Source organism: Flavobacterium sp. W21_SRS_FM6 (assembly GCF_052119645.1).
Classification (GTDB): domain Bacteria; phylum Pseudomonadota; class Gammaproteobacteria; order Enterobacterales; family Alteromonadaceae; genus Paraglaciecola.
This window is the reverse complement of record NZ_JBGQOM010000006.1, coordinates 215,420-231,371: the sequence shown is the minus strand read 5'-3', so window position 1 is coordinate 231,371 and position 15,952 is coordinate 215,420. Positions and strand designations below refer to the sequence as shown.

The window sequence follows — 15,952 nt, the reverse complement described above, 5'->3', positions numbered from 1 at the left end:
CTTTTATGCCCCTTCCTTAGTCAGATTAAGCCGTTGGTTGACACGGCCAATGAGTGCATCTACCCCATCTGCTGGCTGCGCCACTTCGGCGGCATGGGTAACACTATGATAAACCGCCTGATTAGAGGATTGAGGTTTAAAGGCCAGATGGTTAATAGCACTTTTAACTTGCTCGGCTAATTCTTCTGCCACAACCAAATCCGTATCGGGCAATAAAAGAACAAAGCGGTCACCAGCATAACGACACGCCAAATCAGTATTGCGTAAATTCATCAAAATCAGTTCTGACATTTCACGCAACAATCGGTCACCGTCGCTGCTGCCATAACGCCGATTAAAAGCATCAAAATTATCGATGTCCAACATCACAATAGAAAAGTCACTGCCATCTTTAGTTCGTAACTGCATATCAATTTGACCGCGCATATAGTCAGCACGATACAGTTGAGTAATAAAGTCGATTTGCTCATGTTCGCGCACACCAAGCTCACGGCGTTGCAACTGGCGATTTAAGGCGAGTTGTTCTTGATGCCACTGATACAAAGCATAACTCATGATCACCATACCAAAGGCAGCAGGCATCGACTCAATCACGCTTAGGCCTGCTGCAGCAGCTTGGTAATGCACAAATTCGTCAAACAAATCCAATAAAGCAGAAAATAAAAAGCAGCTTAAACCGATGACTAAACCTGTGGTCACACGCCCAGGCGGGCGACTAATCAATAACACCACAATCCATAGTAGCGAGAACACGGCTACACTGCCCTCGCCCACTATATCCAACCATTGGATTTCGGACCACGTTTTCAGCTCGCCCAAGCCGAGGCTCAAACTCACGGACAAAAACAAACACGCCGCCACCACTGATACCAAGATCTGATGGCGCGCCAATAAAGAAAAGTTCATGTATGGGCTCTCAAAAAACTAAACCACTATCCTGACATAAGGGAGGAGAAGCAAAGAGGTCATTTTGGCTCAGCAAGATGACAAAAAGATGAAAAGAAATACAAAAAACGCAGGAAAATAGTGTCAAACCTATGAATTTTAGGCCTTTACGGGGAGGTCATATTAGCTCAGGCAGTGCAAATAAACCCCAACAATTCGGTATTTTTGGCCCTTTAAGTACCAGATAAAAATAGCAGCGTAATAAAACTGTCATTGCCCTTCTTTAGCGTGTCGGCCACCAAAACATTAACGGCTTTTAAAGCAAATAGAAATTTGCCCGGAGACACACCATGCCAAGCGTAAACCTCAAGCCAAGAATCAAATCTAAACTCGCCCTCGCCTGTTTAGCTGCCTTCATTAGTTCAACTGCCTTGGCCAAAGAAAAAGTCATCGGCACCTTACAAGGTGTGCTGACTGACCAAAGCCAAACCAGCTATTTTGAAGGGGCACAGATTACCGTCAAAGAATTGGGAATAAGCACCGTATCATACCGTGATGGTTCATTTCGCTTTGGTAGCCTACCGCAAGGTAACTACACATTAGTGATTCGCTATTTAGGCCTACCTTCTGAAGAAGTGTCTATTACTATCGCAGCTGGAGAAACCCTTGAGCAGGCCTTTATATTGGCGACTGCCGATGACAAAATAGTGATTTATGGCCAACGTGCTGGCCAAGCCACTGCCATTAACCAACAGCGCGCTTCTGACAGTATAAAATCCATTGTGTCTTCTGACGCGATTGGTCAATTTCCTGATCAAAATGCCGCTGAAGCCTTACAACGTTTACCCGGTTTATCCATTGAACGAGACCAAGGTGAAGGCCGCTTTGTTGGTATCCGTGGCATCGATCCAAACTTAAATAGTGTGACCATTAATGGTTTAAATGTGCCCTCGCCCGAAGCCGGTGTGCGTTCTGTTGCGTTAGATGTTATTCCTTCCGAATTAATTCAAAGCCTAGAAGTGTCTAAATCTGTCACCCCTGATATGGACGGAGACGCGATTGGTGGGTCGGTGGAAGTGAAAAGTTTAAGTGCCTTTGACCGAAAGGGTGATAGCGCCAGTATTAGCTTGCAAGCCAGCCACAATGGCTTACGTGATAAAACTAGCCCTAAAGTATCGGCCAGTGGCACCACGGTGATCAACGAAGTATGGGGGGTAGCTGCTGCGGTGTCTTATTTTAGCCGCGACTTTGGCTCTGATAACATTGAGTCGAACGGTGACGATGAAATCGAACAGCGTTATTACACCATTAATCGTGAGCGTTTAGGCGCAGCACTGAACGTGGATTTTCGGCCCAACTTTAATAATCAATATTATATTCGCAGCTTATACAGTAAATTTTCTGACGATGAAAACCGCCTAAGAAATACCTTTACCTTTGACGGTGATGATTCAGAAATTGAACGGGAAAGTAAAGACCGCTACGAAGCTCAAAGCATTTTATCTGTCACCGCTGGCGCCAAACATCAACTCGACGATTGGTTAATAGAATATCAATTAGGCTACTCAAAAGCCGATGAAAAAGAGCCTCACTCGCTGTATTACACTTTTGTGGGCGAAGAGATGAACATCGACTCAGATATGCAGGGGCAAGTTCCAACTATTACCCAAGATGCTGCCGCCATGGACATGAGCAACTATGCCTTAGATGAAATTGAGTATGCTAAAAACTACGCCAAAGATACCGAAAGCAGTGCAAAGATTGATTTTACACGTTTAGGCGAATGGCAAGGCCACTCTACTGAAATCAAATTTGGAGGCAAATATCGTACACGCGAAAAGTTTAATCGCGCCAATACGTCAATTTATGACGGTGATTTTGATGTTGTTGATGCAACTGCATTTGCCACGTCGACACCTGATTGGGGCCTCGGCGATTTTGGTCCTGGTCTGAATAAACACGTTATGCGTGACAATTTTAATCAAAATCGCAGTGCACTAGAGCTGGTTGAACTGGATTCAGAAGTTGAATCCAATGGTGCCACTTACAGCAATAACGAAGACATTTTTGCCCTATATTTAATGGGTAAAATTGATATAAACGACTTGCGTATTGTCGCGGGTCTGCGTTACGAAAAAACCGACTTCAGTACCGCCGGTATGCGTGTTGAACTGATTGAAAATGAGCAAACTGATAGCGAAGAGGTGGTCAATACCCCTTGGGAAAAAGACCATAATTACGATTATTTGTTGCCAAGCATTAACGTACGCTACGAATTTAACGATAGCTTAATTGCACGTTTTGCATATACCCAAACCATTTCTCGCCCCAAATTTGAAGATGTGGGTGCCTATCAAATAATCGAATCAAAAACCGAAGAAGACGACGGCGAATTTGTCACGGAACGTGAAGCAGAAGCAGGCAATCCTGAATTACAGCCTTATGAATCCGCTAACTTCGATGCCACTTTAGAATATTACCCCGGTGACATTGGGGTGTTATCCGTTGGCTATTTTTACAAAAATATTGACAACTTTATTATCACTGCAGATGTAGCGGGCACCAGTGGCTGGGAAGGTTTTAAAGAAGTAAAGCAAGCCATAAACGGTGAATCTGCCAAGGTAAGCGGCCTAGAATTAGCTTGGGTTAAAGCTTTCGATAACGGCTTATTATTGTCAGCTAACGGCACGTTTAGTGATTCAGAAGCCATCACTGAATTAGATGGTGAGCGTTTTAAAACCACCCTACCTAATCAGTCAGATAAAATTGCTAACTTCACCATAGGTTACGAAAGTAAATTAATGAGCTTGCGTTTAACTACCTCATACAAAAGTGAAAACTTGGATGAAATCGATGGCGATATGATGCGTATGGAAGACGCCCACCAGCAATTGGATTTTATGGCCAAATACTTTATCAACGACAACATGCATGTGTATTTCAACGCCATTAACATCAATGATGAAGCGTATTACAACTATTTCGACAAGCGCAGTATCAGCGCCCAATACGAAGAATATGGTCGCACTTTTGAGCTAGGGTTTAATTGGAAGTTATAGTTCATCATTGCAATTTATCTGGGTTTACCCTGTCCTAGGTAGTCACTTTACCCAATACCATTGGAAAGCGAATACAGGGACGTATTGTTTTGCGAACCTAAGGATGGAATTGCACGGTGGCGGCAAATGAGTGAAAACCCCATGAGTTTAGCCGTACTAATTGCAACTCGGTTGGCGCAACGCGGTTGGCGCAACGTCGGTTACCGATTGGGACGAAAGAGTGAAGCCAACAAACGTGCAGTTTCAAGCGGACGCCGCTCGGGATAAAGGGTATGAACCCAGCTTTATTTACAAACAACCACGTGCCATTAATTGGCGCGTTTAGCTGTTTAAGTATTAACGGAGAAAATCATGATTTTACCCCGCTCAATTTTGCATTGCATAAGATTACAAGCCGGTTTTTTGGCCGTTTTATTTCTCTGCTGCGATCAATCGCAAGCCCAAGAAATCTACGACGAAGCCTACTACCAACAACATCACATTGAGCAATTAAGCACGACACCCAAAAGCCTAAACTTTTTAGTGTTAGGCGACTGGGGCCGTAATGGCCACTATGAGCAACGCGCCGTGGCTAAGTGGATGGACATCACCATGGAACAACTCGATGGCGATTTTATTGTGACCACCGGCGATAATTTTTATTCAAACGGCATTGCTTCAGTCAATGATCCTTACTGGTATAGCTCGTATGAAGCCATTTACACTGGTCCGCACTTATTTGAAGAATGGTATGCCACGCTAGGCAACCACGATTATCGCGGTAACTGGCAAGCGCAAATCGACTACAGCAATATTAGCCGCCGCTGGAACATGCCTGCTCCCTATTACGCTCTTAATTTTGAGCTAAAAGGTGGGCAATCTGTATTGTTGGTGTTTTTAGATACCAATCCTTTAAACCCAGAATATAAAAATGAAGCCAAATACGCTGAAACCCAAAAACAAGATGGGCCAAAACAACTAGTTTGGTTAGAGCATAAACTGTCTACATCCAAAGCAAAGTGGAAAATAGTGATTGGGCATCACCCTTTATATTCAAGCGGCAAACGTTATGGTGAAACCGATGGCATTCGCCAAGTGCTTGAGCCGATATTTGAAAAATACCATGTGGATGCCTATTACGCTGGTCACGAACACGACCTACAACATAATCAGCCCAAAGGCACGACTGTAGCTCATTTTGTCTCAGGTGCAGGCTCTGAAGTTCGGCCCGTTAAACAAAGTGAATTTGCCAAATTTGCCCAATCAACGGCAGGTTTTGCGGCAGTATCTGTTAACCAAAATACCTTGGTAACCCAATTTATAAGCAGCACTGGCAACGTGCTGTATCAATACAAAATCAATAAGGACTAATGATGAAAAGAAGTCTACTTACCGCCCTTTTAGTGCCCTGCCTACTCGCCGGATGTCAGGTAAATAACGACCACGCTGACAACCGCATGACAGTCAGTCTAAAGTCAAATAATGCTCTTGAAATGAGCCCTTTTGAGGTAAATAACAATATAAAAGGCAAATTGGCGTTTCCGATAAAACATCAACAGCAAAGCTATTGGCTACTGACCAGTGAAGAGCAAGGTATTCTGCTCACTGATGAACAAGGCCAAACGCTTAGCCACTTTGCAGGCTCCATGGAAGCGCTTGATTGGCGCGATAATGTGAGCCTTGCTGGCAAAAAACTTGGCTTAATCGCCACCAGCAACAAAGAAAATGGCCAGGTGCTGATCCTAGGCTTAGATTGGCAAACCCTGCAATTTAGCTTACTAATGACCATTAAACCCAGCGCCGCCATCGAAACCTTATGTTGGTACACCATGCCCCAAGGCCATACCGCACTGTTTATGGCTGACGAACAGGGCAAAGTAAGCCAGCGCATTGTGGTAGACGGAAATCAACAAGGCATCAGTGATGTGCTACTGCGTGATTTTGTGGGTGTACCCGAAGTTAAATCCTGCGCCGTGGATGATAAGCGTGATGCTCTTTACCTGGTTGAGAGTAACATAGGCGTGTGGCGCTATTCGGCTGATCCTGAAGCCGAATTGCAACGTGAGCTTGTTGCAGCGACCGGTGAATTTGGTCAACTAGAGGGCGAGGTCACCTCAGTTAATGTACTCGACAATGGCAGCTTATTGGTTAGCACACCAGAGCAACAGGGCATATGGATAATTGATCCAGCGCAGGTTAAATCAGCAGGCTTCTATCCGCTCAAGCAAGCTCAAGCGGTAGAAAGTGCCGTCGCCCTTAGCACTGAGCAAGGATTAAACATCGGTTTGTTCGACGACGAAAGTGGTGGTTACTATCACGCCAAGATAGATATCACTTTGCCTAAAGGTACAGCGACTCATCAGGTATTTAGCCAAGTACTCCCTGCGGCAGAAACCACACCGGTAGGCACGTCGGGCGATGCTGCCGATGATCCCGCCATTTGGGTTAACCGCCAGAATCCCGCACAAAGCCGTATTTTGGCCACCAACAAAAAGCGTGGTTTGATGGTACATGACCTACAAGGCAAACTGCTGCAACAATTGGATATGGGCCGCGTTAATAATGTTGATGTGCGTTATGGTTTTACGCTTAATGGCCAAACCATTGATATTGCTGCCGCCAGCAACCGCAGCAACAAAAGCCTCAGCTTATTTGCCATCGCCCCTGCTACGGGTGAAGTCAGTTGGTTAAGTGACTTCCCTACCGACTTAGACGACACCTACGGCTTATGTATGTATCAATCAAACAACCACTACTATGTGTTTGTGAATGACACCAATGGCCGTTTTCAGCAATACAAGCTCAATACTAATAATGGCAAGATTGACGGCACACTGGTACGTGAATTTAACGTCGCCAGCCAACCCGAAGGCTGCGTGGCAGACGATAACAGTGGGCAGTTATACTTTGGTGAAGAAGCAGTCGGTATTTGGCAAGTACCGGCCATGCCGACTAAAAGCATGCCAGTACTGATTGCGCCTTTAGCAGATAACTTTGTAGCTGATGTTGAAGGCCTCGCCATCTATCAGATGAACAAACAACGCTATTTAATTGCCTCCAGCCAAGGTAACAACAGCTATGCGGTATTTGCCCTTGAAGACAACAATCGCTATTTAGGCAGCTTTCAGATCGCCATGGACTTAGACAAAATGATCGACGGCGTATCCGAAACAGATGGTATAGAAATAGTATCAACCCCGCTGGGCCCACAATTTCCGCAAGGATTGATGGTGGCTCAAGACGGTCACAACATAATGCCCAGCGACACACAAAACTTTAAATTAGTCAGTGGCAGTATGATTGCCAACGTAATCCAAGGCTGGATAACAGAGTAATACACTCAAACTTGAAAATATCTTTGGTGACATTTGCAATGCTTTTATCGGGTATGTTCTCCCTTCTTATTACTGCTAATTGCTCCTGTTAAGTGGCATATGACATTGCTAAGGGCCATTCAAGAATTAGAAACATAGTACAAACTAAAAAAATGCCGCTTACTGCTAAGCGGCATTTTTTACACCATATTTAAACGATTGATCTACCGTTACTAGATGATCAGTCTTCTTGAACTGTTGCCTCAGCAGAGTTTGAATAAGTTGTACTGAGATCATCACCTACAGCATACGTTTCGAAATCATCAGATAGAATGGCTGTCTCTGTTCCATCCGCAATGACGATGTCATCAACGATTAATTCTTTTGCTGATTCTTTCGACGAACTACCAATACGGATTTGATACGTTTCTGTTGCTGTGCCTGTATTAATCGCCGTATATGGGCCGTAAAACGTTGTGCCGCCATCGATTGAAACCGAGTAAGCTGTTGCTGTCCAATCAATAACTACATCAAGGTCAGTATCATCAGCATAAGTTAGGCCTTCAATGGTTTGCTGCTCTTTTGCTGCATCACGGTATTTAACTGCGCCATTACTAAAGATGATTTCACCCGTTAGGTTATTCGAAGATGCAGAACCACCGTAAATACTAATATAAGCAGTATTATCTTCACCCACATCAGGTGTCGCCGTGAAGCCAGAAATTGCTTGTAGCTTAATGGTTGCAGAAATAGAACCTTCAGCCAGTGACGCGGTTGTTAAGCGTAGCTCACCATCAGCCGATGTGGTTGTATCAACGATTCTTGCTACCAGGTCTACACTCGTTCCCGCTAGCGTCCTAACTGTTGCCTCAGCAGAGCTTGAATAAGTTGAGCTTAAATCTTCACCATCAACATACATTTCGAAGTCATCAGATAGAATGGCTGTATCTGTTCCATCCGCAATGACGATGTCATCAACGATTAATTCTTTTGCTGATTCTTTCGACGAACTACCAATACGGATTTGATACGTTTCTGTTGCTGTGCCTGTATTAATCGCCGTATATGGGCCGTAAAACGTTGTGCCGCCATCGATTGAAACCGAGTAACCTGTTGCAGTCCAGTCAATAACTACATCAAGGTCAGTATCATCAGCATAAGTTAGGCCTTCTATGGTTTGCTGCTCTTTTGCAGCATCACGGTATTTAACTGCGCCATTACTAAAGATGATTTCACCCGTTAGGTTATTCGAAGATGCAGAACCACCGTAAATACTAATATAAGCGGTATTATCTTCACCCACATCAGGTGTCGCCGTGAAGCCAGAAATTGCTTGTAGCTTAAGGGATGCAGAAATAGAACCTTCAGCCAGTGACGCGGTTGTCAAACGTAACTCACCATCAGCTGAAGTGGTTGTATCAACTATTCTTGCAACATTATTTGCGCCTGTATCCACAACTATGCTGCCTGTGATTGTAATCACTAAGTCAGCCATTGTGCCGTCATATGACATAATAGAAATAGTATCTGTTTCGCTCTCGCCTTGAACTAAGGCCGCAATAGTTGCGTTAGCCGTATCTAGCGTATACGTCCAGTTACCATCGGCTTGAATCGAAAAATCACCATAGGTTGAAGTAAAGGTTGCTGGCGCTAATGAGGCTTCACCTTCATCGGGATCGATTATGCTGACTGTGTCAGTCAACGGTGTTGTTTGATCGCTGGCAATTGATGCAGTTAGATTAAAGAACGCTGCTGGTGTCGGTTCAACAGTGCCGTCACCCGCATCAAATACAACGACTTCAGAGTAGATCGCGGGGCTATACAAACTCGCATCACCGTCTAAGGTATTGCCTTCACTATAGCTTTCAAAGTCATCAGCAAATACGCTTACTGTGCCGGCAACATCGGAATATACCGCAATGTTGTCAACAAAGAAGGCGCCGAAAGGAATGGTCCTATCGTTGTCACCCAACCTAAATTGAATCGATTTTATGCCTTCAGCAAACCATTGATCTAGGTTAGTAAAATCCGAGTCAACAACAGCTGCAGTAGCAAACGATCCACCGCCAATCACTTCACCGTCAAGGGTAATAGTGAGTTGCTCAGTTGCATCCAAATCCCAAGTAATCTCTACTTCATAAAATTTATCTTCAACAAATGGAGCAGTAACGATTGTACCTGGGTAAGCACTATTTTCGGTGTTGCGAACTAAGAATCGAGGTTCAATCGTGTTACCTAGACTATCGGTTTGCGTACCTTGAATACGCAAATCAATTAGCGCTTCGCTTGAGCTACCTGAGCTGCCATACAGCGCAATGTAAGCATCTTTTACATTTCCATCGCTACCTAGCGTTACCTCTTTTAAGAATGAAGCGCTCAACTTGCCTTGACGTAAATTGTCAACGCTAAATTTTATCTCACCCGTGTCACTACCCGTATCTGAAATTTTTACCACTTGGGTTAGCGCTGCGATACGAATTGCTATCTCTGCTGTGGTGCCATCGATTGACGCGATGGTAACGGTATCGTTGACAGAGTTACCGACTTCAAGGTTCGCTACCGTTTCATTGTCTACGTCAACGGTATACGACCAACTGCCTTGAGCATTGATACTGAAGGTACCAAAATCGAGTACCACGTCGCTCTGAGCCAGAATGGCATCTTCTTCAAAATTGGGATCAACAACACTGACGGCCCCCGTTAGAGGACTCATTGCAGTATGTTTTACCGTACCGCTTAATGTACCCTCAATAATGGCTGCAACTGGCGTATTGTTGTAACCAATAGCCGAGCCAATAACGTCAAGTAAAGCGTCATTTAGATCGTTAGCAACGGCAGAGGTAGTTTGTAAGTTTACTTGTGCTGTTTCAAATGCAGCTAAGTTTGCTTCTGAAAATGTGCCATCTGCTACATCAACGGCAATATCGGCTATCAGAGCAGCCATGTCTTTGTCTGAGTTATCGGCATCGAGTTGCGATAAAAGCGCTAAGGCTGAGCCATAACGGTCTGCATTTTCAGCACCTTCAGCGCCAAGGGTAACCACTCCTACTTCTGTGGGTAGCACTGTTGTTGTATCAAAACGAATACCAAAACGGGCATTGATAGTTGCCGCATTATCTGCAAAAGCATTTAAATCAGCACTAGAAGCCTGAACGGCCATCTCAGTCAAAGGCGAAACCACATAGCGGGGTGATGGGATCGCTTCGCCATTATCATCCAGACCTAAATTTTCAACAACACTCAACACCGCTCTAAGCGCTGGGGCGTCAAGGGTTGCACCACTTGACTCATCGGTATACGTTCCGCCAGTGCATGAAACGAGGCCTGTACCTTCAAAGTGAACATCTACAAATGTCAGTCCACCGGTATTATCGGAGGTGGCTGAGGCTTGAGCAGGCGTCAGCGCTACCCCACTCTCATTGACGGCAAATAGTTCGCAGCTTGCACCGCTTACTGATCCTTTTACAACCTTAGCTCTTACCTCTAGGGTTGGCAGTATAACCGAGGTAGCAGCCCCTACCCCTTCGGTAATACCTTTTTCATCGGTGTATCGAGCCGATACCGAAATAATTGAACCCTCGTCTGCTTCGGTAATGGTATAAGACGAGCCAGTTGCGCCTGTAGACCATGCATAAACTAGGGTGTCATTTTTGATTCCGTCTGCATCAGTCGCTAATGCAGTCAGTGTGGCACCTGCAATTAAGTCGCCACCAGTGATTGCGATACTTCCTCTACTATTGCCGTCCAGTTCGTCTTTATCACCACCACCACAACCCACTAAGGTGGTCGCGACGATGATGGATATAAGTGACTTATTAACCATGCTTTCTACTCCTGAAAGTTTCAGTTCTATTACGTTGCTTAGTTATCCACCACAGGTGGTACATGCCAACATAGTGTTAATTGAATTGGTATGACAAAAAAACTGTCTTTCTATAGCTTTGTTATTACCAATACTGTATTTATAAATTTTTAACTTCTTCTAGCGAATAAAGTGTCTGAATCAGGCGCTTGAGCAAAATTGCCTTGAGCTGGTTGGTTTATCCAAATCAAACCCAAAGCATTCGATATAAAACCCGTCAGCCTTGGCTTGCGAGTTTTACCCTTACTATGCTGCGTTCTGACTAAGCCCTGATTAGATTCGGTTAATACTTAAGGCTAATTCCAGCGAATAAACGCGGACCATAATCATTGACCTCACCTAAATTATTCCGAACAAAGAAATCTTGTGACTTAGGTGCACTGAATAGGTTAATCGCTTCGACTTTCACACGAATGTTGCTATTGATTTTGTAAGACGCACGGGCTTCCCACACACCTACTTCATCAACGTAACGTAAACGTGTGCCGTCAGTGGTGTAAGGCTGGAAGTAGTCGCTGCGATATTTGTAGATAAGTGCCGTATCAAAATCACCCACTTGATAATACAACTGCCCACTGAATACGTGCTCTGAGAAACCAGGTACACCCGCAGGCTCGATGATGCCAGCGGTTAGCTGAGTTGTATTACCCTCTACGTCGGTAACAAAGGTGTCACCGTACAAACTGTCTTCAAACTCAAAATTTGAATCCGCATAGTTGTAGCCTAGCTTGATGCCAATGCCACTATCCCAACGATAGGCAAGTGACGCTTCAAGGCCGATGATCTCAGACTCATCGTTGGTGGTTACTGAGTTAGTGATAGGTAAGGAGTAGTCTTGTCCTTCAATATTGAAGTTTTCAAGCACGGTAGTTTGCTGATAACCGCCTTGGAATTGTTTGTAATAAAGACCAAGTGCAACAATCGAGTCTTCATTGGGATACCATTCAACAGCAAGGTCGTAGTTCCACGACATGAGCGGTTTAGTATCGGGGTTGCCCGAACCATTTACCCCAACAATCAAATCAGCAATTGAGGTAGGCGCTAAATCATCATCCGTTTGAAAATCGCGGCTATAGCCAAGGTTGCCGGGGTTGGCACGTGACATACCACGATAAATACCCGCACGTAACAAGACATCCTCAGAATAATCCATCACGAAATTAAAACTTGGCAATACCTCTGTGTAACTACCACCTCCTACAATGCTCTCGTTAACTGCATTTTTTTGTAAGCTGAGGATGCCTTGTTCATCAACTAATACGTTGAAACTACTTCTAAATCCAACAGAGGTGACTTCAGTGTTTACGATACGTAGGCCAAAATTACCACGAACGATTTTTCCAAACATTTCAGTATCGTAATCAACCATGGTGTAGATGGCTTTGGTTTTTTCGGTAACATCAATTGTGCCCGCATTTTCATACTCAAGCTCGGGGTACGCAAAGTCTCCACCACTCAAGCTAACAACGGCTTGTGAAAAACAGACATTGTCATAGGTTGCCCAAGACGAACCTGTGCCGCTACTAATTACCTTTCCGTCACTATCAACGTTGGTTATCAGATTGCCGTCTGACACCGATGATAAAAAGCTGCTTTCAGGGAAATCAATCTGACAATTTTCAAGTATACCCAGTGCTTCAGGGGCGGATGAATCTAAGGCATATTCGGTTCTTGAACCCGTACCTTCAGTGCCACCTAATTGCAAAAAGGTTAATTCAGACACACGCAAACCACCTTTAACCGCTCTGAACATACCTGAATCAAGCAAGTACTCAAAATCTAAGCGAGCAGACATAATTTCATTTTCACGAACGTTTTCACGGTCAAGGCGGGTACGTAGGCTATCCGTGAAGTTAGCTATATCGCTTACGTCAAAATCAGTGACGGTAATGGAAGGAATATACTCTCCCATATCCCAAGTAAAGAACGGACGATTTGCCGTTCTGCCGCGGTTGGATATTTGCAGCTCTTCACGTTTGGTTTGTGAATAAGCAAGATCAAGGTTAATAGTTAAAGCATCTGTCGTGTAATGCTCAATGTTGATGCCATAACCAACATAATTTTCTTCGCGTGAGAATTGCTCTCCGGCCGATTCAAATCGCTCTTCGCCTTCCCAGTGCAGTATGCCACCCACCTCATTAGTAATGAGATTTTGACCTGTTACTCCTGGCGTAACCCGCTTTTGCAGCCAAATCAAATCATGACGGGCTTCTTCTTGAGTTCGATCTGATAGTTGCGCATCAATATTAATATCCCACGCGTCAGTTGGGCGATATTGCACTGCTAAGAAAAACGCATCACGTTCATCTAGGGTTTCATTTTGACGATAGCTACGGCTACTGCCAGTCCAGGCATAAGGCGTACCATCACTGTACGCTTTGCCAGTTTCAGGGTTTATGCCTGTCTGATACCCTTGATTACTGCTACCTGACACTTGGTCTTCACAGTCACCAGCACTACTGCGGTAAAAACCTTCATTGGTGTTGGATGGATCGTTTAAGCAAGGCCATAGCGATGTACCGCTTGGACTTGAGCTCCGGTATTCTGCCTCTGGCTGACTGATGTCTTGGCGTTGTACACCAAGCGAAACCCCAAGAGACTGGCCATTGTTTAGTTCAAATTGATCGACGTAACTAAAGGTGCCGCGGTAGCCCACATCACTTTGTAAAGAATTGTCGATATTACCTTCATCAGGATTGTAATTAAGCTTCACTTCGCCTTGAATGCGTTGCTTGCCAAAATCTAAGGGCTGTACGGTTTCTAAGGAAATAACACCTGCAACACCACCTTCGATCATCGATGCATCTTGAGTTTTATAAATGGCTACTTTTCTCATCAACTCCGACGGAAACTGTGAGAAGTTAACTGAACGGTCACCACTACCATTCGTGGCTTCACGGCCATTGATATGGGTTGCACTCAAAAACGGACCAAGACCACGAATCGTGATTTCCGTGGCGCCACCATTTTCACGGTGAGACGCCGCACCAGTAATCGACTCCAGCGCTTCTCCAATTGACAGAGCTGGTAATTCACCAATGTCATCTGAAGATAAACCATCAACAACAGTAGTCGCTTCACGCTTGATGGCGATTTGGTCTTGAATGGTTTTACGTGTACCAACTACGTTGATGATTTCCAACTCATCATCGACGTCAGCAGACGTTGGCGCAGACGACTCTTGAGCTTGGGCAGCAAATGCCAATGAGCTGGTTAAAGAGACGAAAACGGCAGCTTTCACCAATTTTGCAACAGGCGAAAGCCTAAATTGCTCCTCCTGATTACTTAAGTCTCTATGTTTCCTTGATATCAACGACATATCGAGTTCTCCGTTATTTTTTGAGCGAGCATGTGATTGAGAATTGCCTGTTATATTTATGTTATGCAATTGTTGTTTTGAATATACGCAATTAAAAGCAATGTATCAACCAATTAACAAAATAATTGTTACCAATAAACCTTACCAATATAAATTACCAATTTCAGAAAACAGCCACATAATAAACTTACCAATAAAAATCACCAAAAAGGGGATTTTAAGATAAGGAACTATCAGACCAGAGCGATTGATTGTTGCAGGCAGCAAGCATTCATGATGAAAGGCATCAAACTATAGGATGTAGAGACAGATATATGAGGGCATCCCATGCGGGGCATCCCATGCGGGGCACTTGATATAAAATAAAGGTGAGGCTTAACAGAGGCTAACGTAGACCAAGATCGTCTACGCGGCAGGTATCGTAGAGTGGCAGTAACGTTGCTTCATCTATTAGCACAGGGTTTGTTATCTCTATGAGTGCGCATCACACTGGCTCGTTGTTGTCAGTGCTGATTATCTAAGTGGTAAAAAGTAGCCTGCACGTAGTCTTTGGGGGTTCCGCCGTTATTTTGATTGTAAACACCGGCTTTGAAATACAGGTATTGGTCACTGCTGCTATAACCACTGTTGCTCATATCAAAATGCTTGGTAACATTTTCTTTCCCTTGTCGTATCAAGGTGACAAATAAAACATCGTTTTCTACGGTGATCTTATAACTAAACTTTTCATTTAATTCGATGCCATCTTGCGGATCTGCCAAGGTGTGAGAACGCGAACCCACTAAATCGATCCACTCATCATCGCCACCGTTTATTTCATGGGCAAAATAGACAGAGCCTTTGGTATTATTAGGCAACTTGCGATAGTACAGCCTAATTGGCTCATCATCGGTCCCATGAATCTGACCAATAATGACCCGACCGACCATTTTTTCATCTCCCGTCGTCGACACCCGATTAACCGCTAACGTCGCTTCTAGACTGCCTTCAACCGCACCTGCATTTTTACGGTCTGAGCCATGGGCTGAACTCAATACCCAGTTGTTACCGGTGATTCCTTGTGTTTTCATGCGGGTATTGCCGCGGCGCAACATTTCTCTCAACTCGGTTCGCGCATACTTGGTATTATTGGAGGTTTTTGCCCCCTCATTAGGGCACGCAAACACCATGCCTCCGTCATCTGCGGTATAAAATAAGGGTTTTAATTCGAAGCCTTCACTCAGTGGTTTTTCATAAACGGTATCGGCTTTTTTGTCTTTGTTGAGATCGGTTGGCAGCGTTAGGCTCCAATCTAATAAGTCAAAATTTTCGCTCGGTTTTTTTTTCGGATCAAGTTTTTGTAGATCACCAAGTAGAACCCCTTCAGCTAACGAAAGATGCGACGCCGCAATGGTGAAGTCATTAGCGCTTGTGGCACTTATTGTCTCATTCGAGGCCAATAGACTACTTAGTATAAAAGCGCTAAATAGCGCTTTGTTTAAGGTTTTCATTCAATAATCTCCAAACACTAAAAATGACCCATTTCGTAAAAGAC

8 protein-coding genes are annotated in these 15,952 nt (G+C 44.3%); 4 read left to right on the top strand and 4 right to left on the bottom strand.

All coding sequences use genetic code 11. The features are described from left to right. Nucleotides 1-3 precede the first annotated feature (3 nt). Complete coding sequence (locus tag ACEN2L_RS12235; RefSeq protein ID WP_441744067.1) at nucleotides 4-906, bottom strand: diguanylate cyclase domain-containing protein; 903 nt, start codon at nucleotides 904-906, stop codon at nucleotides 4-6. Nucleotides 907-1,235: 329 nt separating this feature from the next. Here ACEN2L_RS12235 and ACEN2L_RS12230 point away from each other — a divergent pair, with 329 nt between their 5' ends. The 4 genes from ACEN2L_RS12230 to ACEN2L_RS12215 all read left to right on the top strand — a co-directional run bounded on the left by ACEN2L_RS12230 (nucleotide 1,236) and on the right by ACEN2L_RS12215 (nucleotide 7,258). After that, the gene (locus ACEN2L_RS12230) at nucleotides 1,236-3,944 is read left to right on the top strand and encodes a TonB-dependent receptor (protein WP_441744065.1); all 2,709 of its coding nucleotides are present in this window, start codon (nucleotides 1,236-1,238) and stop codon (nucleotides 3,942-3,944) included. A gap of 126 nt (nucleotides 3,945-4,070) precedes the next feature. After that, a complete protein-coding gene (locus ACEN2L_RS12225) occupies nucleotides 4,071-4,211 on the top strand; it encodes a hypothetical protein (protein ID WP_441744063.1) in 141 nt (46 codons plus the stop codon). Nucleotides 4,212-4,295: 84 nt separating this feature from the next. Next, the gene (locus ACEN2L_RS12220) at nucleotides 4,296-5,294 is read left to right on the top strand and encodes a purple acid phosphatase family protein (RefSeq protein ID WP_441744061.1); all 999 of its coding nucleotides are present in this window, start codon (nucleotides 4,296-4,298) and stop codon (nucleotides 5,292-5,294) included. Next, nucleotides 5,294-7,258, top strand: a complete 1,965-nt coding sequence (locus tag ACEN2L_RS12215) for a phytase (RefSeq protein WP_441744060.1) — start codon at nucleotides 5,294-5,296, stop codon at nucleotides 7,256-7,258. Before ACEN2L_RS12220 ends, ACEN2L_RS12215 begins: the two co-directional genes overlap by 1 nt. 220 nt (nucleotides 7,259-7,478) lie before the next feature. On the opposite strand, the gene ACEN2L_RS12210 is transcribed toward ACEN2L_RS12215, so the two are convergent. The 3 genes from ACEN2L_RS12210 to ACEN2L_RS12200 form a co-directional block, all read right to left on the bottom strand. Further along, a complete protein-coding gene (locus tag ACEN2L_RS12210; RefSeq protein WP_441744058.1) occupies nucleotides 7,479-11,060 on the bottom strand; it encodes a VCBS domain-containing protein in 3,582 nt (1,193 codons plus the stop codon). A gap of 322 nt (nucleotides 11,061-11,382) precedes the next feature. Continuing rightward, on the bottom strand, nucleotides 11,383-14,418 hold the full coding sequence (locus ACEN2L_RS12205) for a TonB-dependent receptor (protein ID WP_441744056.1): 3,036 nt from the start codon (nucleotides 14,416-14,418) through the stop codon (nucleotides 11,383-11,385). A gap of 503 nt (nucleotides 14,419-14,921) precedes the next feature. Further along, a complete protein-coding gene (locus ACEN2L_RS12200) occupies nucleotides 14,922-15,908 on the bottom strand; it encodes a polysaccharide lyase family 7 protein (RefSeq protein WP_441744054.1) in 987 nt (328 codons plus the stop codon). Between the last annotated feature and the right edge of the window lie 44 nt (nucleotides 15,909-15,952).